The following is a 12,890-nucleotide window of genomic DNA, read 5'->3' on the forward strand; positions in this document are numbered from 1 at the left end:
CGCAGCCGGAGGGTTCGTCCCGTGAGCATCGAGGAGATCGCCCTAGAGGCCGAAGAGCGGATGGAGAAGAGCCTCGCCATGCTGGCCGATCAGCTCAAGGGGGTCCGCACCGGCCGGGCCAGCACCGGCCTGGTCGAGTCGATCCGCATCGACTATTACGGTTCCCCCACCCCGCTGAAGCAGGTCGCCAACCTCAGCACGCCTGAGCCGCAGCAGATCCTGATCCGCCCGTTCGACCCGACGGTCATCGGCGACATCATGAAGGCGATCCAGACCAGCGACCTGGGGCTCTCGCCCAACTCCGACAACAAGGTCGTCCGCCTGAACGTGCCTAGCCTCTCGGTAGAGCAGCGCAAGAAGCTCGTCGGCCGGGTCAAGGATCTCGCCGAGGAAGCCCGCATCTCCATCCGCAACATCCGCCGCGACGCGAACAAGCAGGCCGATCAGGAGCAGACCGACAAGCTCATGACCGAAGATGACCTGATCGCGTGCAAGGAAGAGATCCAGACGCTGACGAAGAGCTACGAAGCCAGGGTCAACGACACCGCCGAGAAGAAGTCGACCGAGATCCTCGACGTCTGAGGCCGCTCAGGGACCAGGGCCCGGGGGAAACACCCCCGGGCCGAATGAATTCGGTTTCCGATGAACCGTTATGTTTGATCTTTGCCGACGCCACGATCTCACGCTTGGTTCATCGACATGTGCGGAATCTAGAGATTTTTTTAAATCGCGAATACTTAAGCGTAATTTTGTCGAAATCTTAATTTTCGCCATGACTTTCGCCCGATGGATGTGATAACTATAAACTTACGGCGGACCGAATCCATTCGGTGATCCGACGTTTGTGCCGTCTCCTCGGCAGCATTCGGCCTCCGCTGCAATCATCCACCCCCCGGATGATGCGTGGGGTCATCGGTGGAGTGACTCCCGAGCGCCCCGGCCCCCTTGCCGCGTGCTCGAAAGCAACGCTCTGACCTCCCTCACAATCGATTTCCGTCTAGAGGGCAACTAAGCGTGATGGGACAGATTGATCGATTTCTGGCATGCCGGCGACTCGTCCTCGTGGCCTCGGCCTTCATCGCCGGCTGCGGCGGTGGCGGATCGACCGATGACCTGCCCAGGACGGCGGTTTCCGGCAAGGTGACGCTTGACGACAAGCCGCTCGAGAGCGGCTCGATCAGCTTCGATCCCGAGCCCGGGGTGAAGGACCCGGTCTCCGTGGGCGGCGTGATCGTCGACGGCACCTACTCGATTGATAAGGCAACGGGCCCGACGCCCGGCACCTACCGCGTCGCGATCCAGGCCAGCGAGGCCTCGGCCCCGATCCAGCCGGGAGTTGCCCCGGGTGCCACGCCCAAACCGGTGAAGGTCAAGCCGAAGATCCCGGCCAAGTACAACGCCAAGTCAGAACTGAAGAAGGATATCGCGGCGGGTGCGTCGAATTCATTCGATTTCGACCTGAAGAGCCGCTGATCTCGCCCGTGCATGTTCATCGTCCACCGTCGAACTCTGCGGGTTTCGCACTCACTTAAGGAGATGTCTCATCGTGATCAAATTCCGTAAGCGAGCGGGCTTCACGCTCATCGAACTGCTCGTCGTCATCAGCATTATCGCCGTCCTGATCGCCTTGTTGCTCCCCGCCGTGCAGAGCGCCCGCGAGGCCGCCAGGCGCATGCAATGCATCAACAACCTGAAGCAAATCGGGCTGGGGATGCACAATTACCAGTCGACCAACAACTGCCTGCCGCAGGGCACCCGCGGTTGCTGCTGGGGCACCTGGCTCATCCCGATCCTCCCCTTCGTCGAGCAGACCGCACTCTTCAATGCCTGGAATACCTGCGGCAATAACTCGGGCATCGCCGGCTACGTTGACGGGGAAGCCCGCTATGCCGGCGTCTACAACATTACGGTGACCTCCACCCGCGTCAACGCGTTCTTCTGCCCGAGCGACGGCAATAACACGGGCGTGTCGGGCATCGCCGTGACCGTGTTGGGCGTAGTGAAGAATGTGACCTCGCAGAACTACGTCGCCAACTTCGGCAACATCACCCACCAGCAGGGGACGCCCGGTTCGCCCTTCCTGCCCTACCTCGTCGATAACGGAATCACGACCCAGTTCCAGGGCGCCCCCTTCGGCGACATCGGTGCCCCCCTATCCGATATCACGGCTGGCACCGGCCTGGCGACCGCCAGCAGTGTCATCGACTTCGGTGCCATCACCGATGGGCTGAGCAACACCATGATGAACTCCGAGGTCATCGTCGGTGCCTCCACGGCAGCGCTCGACCTCCGAGGCTTCTCCCATTGGGCCTTTGGCTCGAGCTTCTCGGGATACCTGACGCCAAACTCGACCAAGCCCGACTGGACGCAGAACATCGCCTATTGCAACTATCCCTACAACAACAACCCGCCCTGCATCGGTGGGCCCAGTAGCATGGCGATGAACGCAGCGCGCAGCCGTCACCCTGGCGGGGTCAATGCAGCCTTCTGCGACGGCAGCGTCAAGTTCGTCAAGAATACCGTCAACCCGCTGACCTACCAGGCGCTTTCGAGCACCCGTGGCGGCGAGGTCATCAGCTCCGACGCCTACTGAGGTGAGCTGCGCCGAGTCTCGATGGATCCGGCCCGGCCCGGGGATCCGTTCCCCGGGCCGGGCCGATTCGATTATCCGATCCGGCCCGTGATGTACGCCTCGGTTCGGGGATCGCGAGGGTTGGTGAAGAGCCGGTCCGTGGGCGAAAACTCGGCGATCACGCCGCAACGCTGGCCGTCGGCCGCCTCGTCGAGCATTAAGCAGGCGGTCATGTCGCTCGATCGCCTTGCCTGCTGCATGTTATGGGTCACGATCACGATCGTGTAGTCGGCCGACAGGTCGTCCATCAGATCCTCCACACGCGCCGTGGCGATCGGGTCGAGGGCCGAGCAGGGCTCGTCCATCAGGATCACCTCGGGCTCGACGGCCAGGGTCCGGGCGATGCAGAGCCGCTGCTGCTGGCCGCCTGAGAGTTCCAGGCCAGAACGGTGGAGCTTGTTCTTGACCTCGTCCCAGAGCGCCGCGCGTCGGAGCGAGCGCTCAACCAGCTCGTCCATGTCTCCCTTGTATCCGTTGATCCGCGCCCCCCAGGCCACGTTCTGATAGATGCTCTTGGGGAACGGATTCGGCTTCTGGAAGACCATGCCGATCCGCCTCCTGAGGGCCACCGGGTCGACGTCAGGCGAGGCGAGGTCCTGCCCCTCGAATTCCAGGATCCCTTCCATTCGGGCGTTGGGCACCAGGTCATTCATCCGGTTGAAGCATCGCAAGAGCGTACTCTTGCCGCAGCCCGAAGGCCCGATGAGGGCCGTGATCTGGTTGCGCGGGATGTCGATGCTGATGTCTCGCAGCGCCCGGGTCGCCCCGTAATAAACCGACAGGTTCCGCGCCGACAGCACAATCGAGCCGGCCGCCGGCGCCGGATCGGCGTCGGGCGCGGGGGCATGGACGGGCGTGGTGGTGGGTCGGGGCTCGGCGGCCCTGGTCGTATCCATGCGAATGCGAGCCCTCAAGCCCGAGGTAGCCGGGCCGAACGGTTGCGGATCACGATCGCCGCGGCGTTCATCGTCAGGAGCATGATGAGCAGGATCAGGATGCCGCCGGCGGCCACCGACTGGAAGGCCACCGCGGGCTCCTGGGCGTAATTATAGATCTCGACCGGCAAGGCGGTATAGCGATCCCCGGGCCCCCTGGGCCGAGACCGGATCGCGCCCGCTGCGCCAACCAAAAGCAGAGGGGCAGTCTCGCCGACGGCCCTCGAAAGAGCCAGGATCGTCCCGGTCAAGATCCCGGGCATGGCCGAGGGCAGGACATGGTCCCGGACCACCTGCCACTTCGTTGCCCCCAGGGCCAGGGCCGCCTGCCTCAGCGTATTGGGCACCGTTCGCAGCGCCTCACGAGTGGCGATCACCACCGTCGGCAAGACCAGCAGGCTGAGTGTCAGGGCACCGGTCAGCAGCGAGGGCCCCAGGGCGAACGCTCGAAACCCGAACGCACGGTTGAACAGGGCTAGCCCAAGAAGACCGTAGACCACCGAGGGGACGCCCGCGAGATTGGCGATGTTCGTCTGCACGATCGACTTGAACCGACCCGGGCGAGCGTATTCTTCCAGGTAGAGGGCCGTGCCGACGCCGGTCGGGATCGCCATCAGGGCGACCAACCCGAGCAGCCAGAGGCTTCCAGCCACGCCCGCCTTGAACCCGGCACGATCGGCCTCCGAGGACGAAAATCGGCTGAGAAGTCGCATCAGGAATGAAGGCAAACCCCGCAGCGATTCGGCCAATGACTCTCCGGGTGTATGCCGCAGCGTCGAGAACAGGATCGAAGCGAGCAGCAACGCCAGCACGACCAGGCCGGTCAGTGTCGCCAGCAGGCAGGCCACCTTGAAGACCTCGCCCTTGATCCGCCTCGAGGTCCGATTCGGCTCGTAGCGTCCCGTACCCAGGCGGTTCATTGGTAGGGCTCGCGATAACGCCTGAGGACGGCCGACGAGAGGACGTTCAGCGCCAAGGTGATGGCGAAGAGCGCCGAGCCGACCGCGAACAACGAGAGATACTCGGCCGATCCCGCCGATGCCTCGCCGCTGAGCACCGAGACGATGTAGGCCGTCATCGTCTCCATCGAGGTCAGAAGATTGAAGGTGAGCTGTGGCCTGCTGCCGGCGGCCAACACGACGGCCATCGTTTCGCCGATCGCCCGGCTGATCGCCAGGATGAACGACGCGACCACGCCCGAGAGCGCCGCGGGTAGTACGATGCGAGTGGAGACCTCGTACTTCGTGGCCCCGAGGGCATAGCCCGCTTCACGTAAGCCACGCGGCACGGCGGTCAGGACGTCCTCGCTGAGTGACGAGACCATCGGGATGATCATCACCCCCACCACCACGCAGGCGCTCAGCACGTTGAAGGTCTCGACCTTCAGCCCCAGGGGTTGCAGGACCGCACGGAGCATGGGTGTGACGAGGATCAGGGCCAGAGATCCGTAAACGATCGTCGGAACCCCGGCGAGCAGCTCCAGCGAGGGCTTGAGCAATGTCCGGAGCTTTCTAGGGGCGTACTCGCTCAGGTAAAGGGCACTCAGAAGGCCGATCGGCAGCGCGATGACCGACGAGCCCACCGCCACGACGAAGGTTCCCCAGACGAGTGGGAGGATCCCAAATTTGGGGGGCTCGGCGTCAGGTGACAGCTCCGTGCCGAAGAGGAAGGCGATCGGCCCGATGCCCGAGACCCGGAAGAACTGGATTGTCTCGGACGCCAGCACGGCCACGATCCCGATCGTCGTCATGATTGTGACGATCGCGCAGAACCTCAGAAAGACCCCGACCCCCGCCTCCTGGGCTCGAAGCCAGCGCGAGGGGCCAGACCAGTTCGATCGGGCGTCGGAAATCTTCTGCTGGGTTGCCAAGGAATCGGGCCTCATCGTGTCAGCCGGCGGCCGCGGGGCTTGTTGCCGCGGCCTGGCCGAGCGCCTTTGCATTCGCCTCGACGTCGGCTGCGGTCGGCGGCACATACTGGGCGGCCTTGGAGACCTCGCCGACGTGGTCGAGGTAGAACTTGACGAACTCGGCCACCTCGGGACGCTTCAACGCTGCCGCGTGGACATAGATGTACAGCGGACGCGAGAGCGGTGAGTACGTCTTGTCGAGGATGGTCTCGGGGCTGGGGCCCACGGCGGGCTTCGATCCATCGGCGACCGAGAGCGCATTCAGTTTACCCGCGTTCGAGGCGTAGTAGGCATAGCCGAAATAGCCGATGGCGTCGACGTCGCCCGCCACGCCGCTGACGAGCTGATTGTCGTCGGCGTTGACCTGCACGTCTTTGCGCTGACTCTTCGCCTTGCCGACGACGGCCTCGGTAAAGAACTCGAACGTGCCCGAGGCGCTGTCGGGGCTATAGAGCGAAATCTTGCGGTCGGGCCAGGACGGGTCGAGGTCTTTCCAGGTCGTTAACTTGCTCTCGGGTTCCCAGAGCGCCTTGAGCTGGGCGACCGTGATCGACTTGGCGAAATCGTTCTTCTCGTTCACGGCGACCGTGATGCCGTCATAACCGACGAGGCACTCGATCCAGTCAAGGCCCTTGGCCTTGGCCTCGGCCGCCTCGTCCGCTCGGGCGGGGCGAGAGGCGTCGATGACGTCGACCTCGCCCTCCATATATCGCTTGAAACCGCCGCCGGTACCGTGCTTATCCACGACCACCTGGATCTCGGGGCGGACTTCGGAGAACCGTTCCTGCGCCGCCTTACTGATCCGGAAAACCGTGCTGGAGCCGTCGACACGGACCTCGCGGCCTGCGGACGGGGCGGTCTCATCTCCACCGCCGCAGCCTACGGGCACGACCAGGCAGAGGATTGCAAGCGTGATCGATCGCGACACGTTCGGGCGGTTCATCGTTGTTCGGGCTCTCGAATACTCGGGCCTGGACCGGATGACCGTATCCTGGACCGGGGGCCGACTCTCGGTCTCGGAGAACTGGGAGACCATCAAGATACACGCCAATTGTGAAGATTCGGTGAGGAGCGATGGAAGTTCCGCCGTTTTTCACGCGCGACGCCTCAAATCGTTTTGGCCGCAGGATTTAATATCTTCGGCAGATGGATCGAGAAGGTCGTCCCCTGGCCGAGGCGGCTCTCGACGGAGACTCGCCCCCCGAGGGCCTGGGCCAGATGTTTCACGATGGAGAGCCCGAGGCCGGTCCCCCCAAGTTCCCGGCTCCGCGCAGCGTCCACGCGATAGAACCGTTCGAAGACGCGGTCGAGCGACTCGCGAGGGATGCCGATGCCGCCGTCGGAGACGCGGATGACCACGCCCTGCTCGGTGTCTTCGACGAAGACATTGACCCAGCGTCCGGCCGACGAGTATTTGATCGCGTTGTCGACCAGGTTGTCCACGACCTGTCTCAGCGCCTCCCCGTCGGCCAGGACATAGGTTGTTGGACTGACTCCCGAGACGTCGACTGTGTAAGTGAGGCCGAGTGTCTCGGCCCGTTCTCGGTGCGCCTCGGCAAGATTTTCAAGCTCCTCGCCGATCGCGACGGGCGTGTGGTCGAAGGTGTCTCCGCCCGATTCCATCCTGGCCAGGCTGAGCAGGTCCATCACGAGGCAATTGAGCCGTTCCGACTGCTCCTCGATGCGCCTGAGGAACCGCAGATTGACGTTCTCGTCGCGGAGGGCCCCATCCAAGAGCGTCTCGGTATACGCCTTGATCGCGGCGAGCGGGGTCTTCAGCTCGTGCGAGGCATTGGCGACGAAATCTTGCCGCATTCGCTCGAGCCGCCTCAGCTCCGTCTCGTCGTGGAAGACGAGAACGGCGCCCGGGGGGGGCGAGCCGGGGAGCGGGGTGCCGGTCACGGCGAGGTGCCGACCGCTACCCAGACGCACGCCCTCGCGCTCGTTGATCGTCAGATCACCGCGATACGAGGAAGGGCCGGCGAGCGAGGCGTCGACGGCCTTCTGGACGCTCGGGCTGCGGATCAGCTCGTGGATTCGGCGGCCGACCGACCCGGAGTCGGTGCCGAAGAGGAGGTCGGCCCGTGCGTTGGCGAAGAGCAGACGCCTCCGCGCGTCCACAGCGATCACCGCGTCGGCCATCCCGCTGAGGACCGCGTGAAGCTGCTGACCGTCCCGCTCGAGTCGCCCGATACGAGCTTCAAGCTCGGGCATCGCCTCGCCGTACACTCGCACCAGCCGGGAGAGCGGCCAACTCGTCCAGGCAAGGACCGGCCGGGCCGACTTGTCGTCTCGGACTGCCTCCAGGCTCCGCCTCAACTCCTCAAGGGCGAGCAGCTGCGACCGGGCCCACGAGACGACGAAGAGCAAGACCAGGGCCGCTGTGATGATCCAACCGAAGGCCATCCAGCTCTCCCGACGCCGCGTCTCAACCACTCCTGCTTATTGACGCGTGACGATAATACGCGCCGCCACACATGGGGGACAAGCCGCAGGTCTGGCCGGAAGCCTCCAGTGATGCCGGAGGCCGATGAGGGCGGTTCACTTCGAGGTGTCGCCGTGATTGATCTCGATCACGCGGGCACGGCAAGTCCCGCAGTAGGAGTATCCGTCGGCCAGGGCTTCGTCTGCGTTGGCAAACGCCACCTTGTTCGTCTCGGAAATCTTCAAGGCCGAGGGGCACGCGGGGTGGTGGAACTTCTTCGAGTCGTGATTCGCGACGATGGAGCCCGCTGCCGCCTCGATGGCTGGGCGGGCGACGCGGTGGCGCTTCGTCGATCTGGCCCCTTCCGGGACTGGGCCGGGGGAGATCGCCCTGTGCGACTTCGCGGGAAGCTCGGAGTCGATCAAGGTGGAAATGGGCGCACTCCTGGCCCCAGGCGTCCACTCGAGGCCCTTGGAGCGGCCGGACCAGGGGATGCTCATGGCAAACCCCATCACGAGGACTGCGAGGCAGGCCACCGCCGCGGGCGCGAACGACCGCCAGTTCCTGGCCTCGAGATATTCGTCGAGGTCAACGATCAGGGCATCGGCATTCGGATAGCGGCCCATCGGATCTTCGCAGAGAGACTTCTTGCAGATCTTGAGCAGGGCCCTGGGGACCGCAGGGGCGAAGTTGCCGAAGACCAGCGCCGTCTTCGAGTCCGAGGATCGCTCGGTTCCTGAAGACCCTCGGATCGACGATCGGCTGACGGGAGTGGTGCCGCAGAGGAGCTCGTAGAGAATCATGCCCAGGCTGTAGAGGTCGCTGCGGGCGTCGGCCAGATGGCTTTGGCCATTGGCCTGCTCGGGGGACATGTACTTGGGAGTCCCCAGGACAACACCGTCGTTGGTCAGGTTCGAGTCGATGTCGAGCCGCCTGGCCAGCCCGAAGTCGGTGAGGTGCGGCCTCCCCTGCTCGTCCATGATGACGTTGGCCGGCTTCAGGTCGCGGTGGGTCACGCCCATCGAGTGCGCATGGGCCACGGCGTCGGCCAGGTCACGCACGATCGAGGCGGCCTGCGCCGGCGGTATCGGCCTCGACTCGACGAATCGGCCCAGGGTCCGGCCACCGGCATACCGGTAGGCGATCCAGCACCGGCCCTCGGCCTGACCCGCGTCATAGACGTCGACGATTCGAGAGTGGTGAAGCCGGCCGGCCGAGCGTGCCTCGCGGAAGAATCGCTCCATCGCCTTGTCCGAGACGTGCACGCTTTTGAGGATCTTGATCGCCACGTTGCGGTCGAGCCTCGGGTCATACGCCAGATAGACCTGGCCGTAGCCGCCGTCGCCCAGCAGGTCTCGGAGCTGATAGCGGCCGACCTGCCCGAGCGACCCGTCGGCCCAGGTCTTCAGCCAGCCCGACCCCTCCGCCGCATCCGACGGTATCTGCACGGTCCCGCTGCTCCGCGAGTCGAACTCCGAGGTCATGACCGCGTGCTCCCCGAGGATCTCGTGACATTCCGGGCAGCGAGGAGGCGTCCCGAGGTCGTCCCCCTCGAATGTCTCGATTTCCTTGAGGCAGCCAAGGCAAAGGCGATTCAGGGTAGGCATCATCTCGATCGCCTCGAAAACCATCCGGTGGGCTGCACGATCCCGGGTCGAAACTCGACGTGGAGAAATCTAGGTCACAATGTGTGCAATCGCGTGAGAAAACTCCCGGATGTCGATTTTTCTCTCAAGTTCCTGCGCGTCCCAGACGAAGAGTTCAGGCGAATTCGTCCTCGACCATCCAGGTTCGACCGAACAACGCGTCCAGCGGTGCATGACCGATCCAATCGATTGGTACCGAGGGAAAATCGCTGTCCGACCAACCGCAGGACCGGATCACACGGCCAACCAGCGATTCGGGCGAGACGCCGCGTTGCCGCAACGTGGTCAGCTTGATCGAGGCGTCCCGCTTGGCCAACCTTCGGCCATCCCTGCCGAACGTCAGTGGCACGTGGCCGAATCGGGGCAAGTCACGGCCGAGGGCGCGGTAGAGCAGAATCTGCCGGGGCGTGCTGGGCAGCAGATCGTCACCCCGGATGACCTGGTTGATCCTCATGGCGGCGTCGTCAACGACGACGGCCAGTTGATAGGAGATCAGGCCGTCGGACCTGCCCACGATGAAATCGCCCGAGGCCGTCGGGTTCATGGAAACCGGCCCGAGGATCGCGTCGTCCCAGACCACGGGCTCGTCGCTGACGCGGAACCGCCAGGCGTAAGGCTTGCCCCCGAGGGAGTCGGCCTCTTCGGCCGAACGCCCGGCGCAAGTGCCCGGATAAGGGGCCCCTTCCTCGCCGGGGTGCGGGGCCGAGGCGGCCCTGGCGATTTCCGCGCGGGTGCAGGTGCAGGGATAGACCAGCTCCAGACGCCTGAGATGTTCGATGGCCCCGCGATAGAGCGACTCGCGCGCCGACTGGAGGTAGGGGGCGTGCGGGCCGCCGACATCGGGGCCTTCGTTCCAGTGCAGTCCTAGCCAGCGGAGGTCTTCCAGGATTCCGGGGATGACGTCAGGTCGTACGCGAGTCCGGTCGAGGTCCTCGATCCGCAGCACAATCGTCCCGCCTGCCGAGCGTGCAGCCAGCCAGGCGACGAGGAACGTCCGGGCATGCCCGAGGTGCAGTCCGCCGGTCGGCGATGGCGCGAGCCGGCCGCGGATTCGGGCGGCGGCCGGGTCGAGATCGGGCTCGGTCGTCATCCGCGAGGTTCCGTACGATGCATCGAGGATCGCCGACATGAGCCGGTTCGTCTGGCCCGACGTCGGGCGACTGGGTTATGGTAGTGGGTCGAGCAATTCGCCAGTCTGACGCATCTCGCCCCCGGGGACGAGACAGTCACGGCCGGCCGATCGCGACGACTCTAGGGTTGACGTGCAGGCGCCGTTCGGAGTTCCCGTCGATGGATGCAGAATTGAAGCGGTCCGCGAAAAGTGTGATCGAGAAGATAGTCCATTTACGAGACTCTCTTTGACTTGGGCGACAAAACCTCCCATCGAAACGAGCTAGAAGCCCGCATGGGCGGGTCGGACTTCTGGAATGACCAGGACACGGCCAAGGAAGTGATCGCCGAGGTCAAGACGCTCAATGCGGTCTTGAAGCCGCTTGAAGCCCTCTCCAGGCAGGGTGACGATCTCGAGACCCTGATCGAGATGGGCGATGAGATCGACGACGACTCGTTCGACGAAGAAATCAAGGAGTCGATGGCTCGCGCCCTCGCCGACTTCGATTCGTTCGAGCTGCGGTCGATGCTCAACGGCCCGAACGACCACTGCGACGTCTTCCTCACCATCCATGCAGGCGCGGGCGGGACCGAGGCCTGCGACTGGGCCGAGATGATCTTGCGCATGTACCTGATGTGGGCCGAGTCGAAGAAATTCGCCACCCAGATCACTGACCGCGAAGATGGTGGCGCCGCCGGCATCCAGACGGCCACGGTGCACATCAAGGGCGACTACGCTTACGGCTATCTTAAAGGCGAGACCGGCGTCCACCGCCTCGTCAGGATCAGCCCGTACGATTCCGCTGGCCGACGTCAAACGTCGTTCGCCTCGGTGGACGTGCTCCCCGAGATCGACGACACGATCGACATCGTCCTGCGAGACGATGAGTTGAAACGCGACACGTTCCGGTCGGGCGGTCCAGGCGGGCAGCACCAGAACAAGACCGAGTCGGGGGTGCGCTACACCCATATGCCGACCGGGATTGCTGCCGAGAGCCGCAGCGAGCGTTCGCAGCACAAGAATGATGCCAATGCCCTGGCGATGCTCAAGGCCAAGCTCGTCCGCCGCGAGGAAGAGAAGCGCGAGGCCGACTTCGCCAGGAAGTATGACGAGAAGGGCGAGATCAGCTTCGGCAGCCAGATCCGCTCCTACGTCCTCCAGCCGTACCAGATCGTCAAGGACTTGCGGACCGATCACGAGGTCGGCAACCCCCGCTCAGTCCTCGACGGTGGCATCGACGGATTCATCGACGCCTATCTCCGGATGAAGCTCGCCAAGAGCTAATCCCCGAGCCTGGACGACGCGACGACCGGACCGTTCCGATCTCGGGCCGGTCGTCGCTCATTTTTCACCCATACTCTCCGCCAGGAATTCGACCGAATGTCCGACCTGTCCGTCCGGAGCACGTCCGAGGACGACTGCTGGACGATCGACGCCCATCCCCTGCGACTCGTGGTCAGGCTCGCGGGAGACCGCTGGATCCACGAACTCTCGGTTGCGACGCAGGTTGGCCTCGTCTGCTTCGCCCGATCGGTCGAGGGGAATGTCGACCGCGACTCGCCATCGAGGGTGGTGAGCCCCGCCTATCAGGAAGTCCAGGAACACCCGGGCGATTCGTTCGTCAGGCTCCTGCTCACGGGCCAGTCCACCCCGCATCACTTCTCGGCGGTCCTCACCGTGCAACGCAACGGCGGCGAGGTTCGGGCTGAATTCGACGTGGCCGACCGCTGCCGGGCCCAGGTCGAGGCGCTCGCCGCGACGTATCAACTGGACGCGGTCTCGAGCGACCTCGTCGCCGGCAGCCCCGATCGATTGATCTGGCAATGTCCCGACTGGGGCATCGGAACCCTGGAACTCGAGCCCTTGGAGGGTGCGACGACCTGCCTGGCCGAGACCGGACGCATCGGCTCGATCGCACAATGTCTTGCCCAGCTCAACCCGGCCGATTACACCCACAGGCTGCGCTATGCCTGGACCTGGAAATCCTGAGCTGCTGGCCCGACAGGCCGGAACATTCCTTCAATTTCGATCCCACCCGAGCGAACACACTGCTCGGGAATTCGCCGGGAGTTGACCCGCGGGCAGGGGCGGCCCATAATCCTCTCGGTCATTTGTCGTGGGCCGGCGACGTGGGGTGTGAGTGATTCGTTGCCTCCGCCAACGGAGAGGGAGCGGCCGTGGGATTGTTCGGTCGGACTCGAGCGATGCTCAAAGGGTGGGCGCCCGCGGCCG

12 protein-coding genes are annotated in these 12,890 nt (G+C 64.4%); 5 read left to right on the forward strand and 7 right to left on the reverse strand.

Annotation, left to right across the window (positions count from 1 at the left end; genetic code table 11):
* Window positions 1–21 precede the first annotated feature (21 nt).
* The 3 genes from frr to EP7_RS19655 all read left to right on the forward strand — a co-directional run bounded on the left by frr (window position 22) and on the right by EP7_RS19655 (window position 2,593).
* Window positions 22–582 carry a ribosome recycling factor gene (gene frr, locus EP7_RS19645; RefSeq protein ID WP_463523810.1) on the forward strand — a complete coding sequence of 187 codons (561 nt, stop codon included), beginning with the start codon at window positions 22–24 and terminating at the stop codon, window positions 580–582.
* Window positions 583–1,014: 432 nt separating this feature from the next.
* A complete protein-coding gene (locus tag EP7_RS19650) occupies window positions 1,015–1,473 on the forward strand; it encodes a hypothetical protein (protein ID WP_463523812.1) in 459 nt (152 codons plus the stop codon).
* 73 nt (window positions 1,474–1,546) lie between these two features.
* Window positions 1,547–2,593: a DUF1559 family PulG-like putative transporter gene (locus tag EP7_RS19655; RefSeq protein ID WP_463523814.1), complete on the forward strand. Its 1,047-nt coding sequence runs from the start codon at window positions 1,547–1,549 to the stop codon at window positions 2,591–2,593.
* A gap of 71 nt (window positions 2,594–2,664) precedes the next feature.
* Here the strand turns inward: EP7_RS19655 and pstB are convergent, their stop codons facing one another.
* From pstB to gluQRS, 7 genes are all read right to left on the reverse strand, one after another.
* Window positions 2,665–3,528, reverse strand: coding sequence for a phosphate ABC transporter ATP-binding protein PstB (gene pstB / locus EP7_RS19660; RefSeq protein WP_463523816.1), 864 nt, complete (start codon window positions 3,526–3,528; stop codon window positions 2,665–2,667).
* 14 nt (window positions 3,529–3,542) lie between these two features.
* Window positions 3,543–4,487: a phosphate ABC transporter permease PstA gene (gene pstA / locus EP7_RS19665; RefSeq protein WP_463523818.1), complete on the reverse strand. Its 945-nt coding sequence runs from the start codon at window positions 4,485–4,487 to the stop codon at window positions 3,543–3,545.
* Window positions 4,484–5,542, reverse strand: a complete 1,059-nt coding sequence (gene pstC, locus EP7_RS19670) for a phosphate ABC transporter permease subunit PstC (protein ID WP_463523820.1) — start codon at window positions 5,540–5,542, stop codon at window positions 4,484–4,486. The genes pstA and pstC overlap by 4 nt, the downstream gene beginning before the upstream one ends.
* Entirely contained in the window at window positions 5,457–6,419 is a 963-nt protein-coding gene (locus EP7_RS19675; protein ID WP_463523822.1) for a PstS family phosphate ABC transporter substrate-binding protein, read from the reverse strand. The genes pstC and EP7_RS19675 overlap by 86 nt, the downstream gene beginning before the upstream one ends.
* A 164-nt stretch (window positions 6,420–6,583) precedes the next feature.
* Complete coding sequence (locus tag EP7_RS19680) at window positions 6,584–7,882, reverse strand: sensor histidine kinase (RefSeq protein ID WP_463523824.1); 1,299 nt, start codon at window positions 7,880–7,882, stop codon at window positions 6,584–6,586.
* Window positions 7,883–8,017: 135 nt separating this feature from the next.
* On the reverse strand, window positions 8,018–9,511 hold the full coding sequence (locus tag EP7_RS19685) for a serine/threonine protein kinase (RefSeq protein WP_463523826.1): 1,494 nt from the start codon (window positions 9,509–9,511) through the stop codon (window positions 8,018–8,020).
* A gap of 151 nt (window positions 9,512–9,662) precedes the next feature.
* The gene (gene gluQRS, locus EP7_RS19690) at window positions 9,663–10,637 is read right to left on the reverse strand and encodes a tRNA glutamyl-Q(34) synthetase GluQRS (RefSeq protein WP_463523828.1); all 975 of its coding nucleotides are present in this window, start codon (window positions 10,635–10,637) and stop codon (window positions 9,663–9,665) included.
* 200 nt (window positions 10,638–10,837) lie between these two features.
* On the opposite strand from gluQRS, the gene prfB reads away from it, so the two are divergent.
* Window positions 10,838–11,942 (forward strand): peptide chain release factor 2 gene (gene prfB / locus EP7_RS19695; protein WP_463523830.1). Its coding sequence is split into 2 segments (ribosomal slippage): window positions 10,838–10,906 and window positions 10,908–11,942, totalling 1,104 coding nucleotides; the frame shifts between segments, so codons are not numbered across the junction.
* 96 nt (window positions 11,943–12,038) lie between these two features.
* Window positions 12,039–12,647, forward strand: a complete 609-nt coding sequence (locus EP7_RS19700) for a hypothetical protein (RefSeq protein ID WP_463523832.1) — start codon at window positions 12,039–12,041, stop codon at window positions 12,645–12,647.
* The last annotated feature ends 243 nt before the right edge of the window (window positions 12,648–12,890 follow it).

It is taken from the genome of Isosphaeraceae bacterium EP7 (assembly GCA_038400315.1).
Classification (GTDB): domain Bacteria; phylum Planctomycetota; class Planctomycetia; order Isosphaerales; family Isosphaeraceae; genus EP7.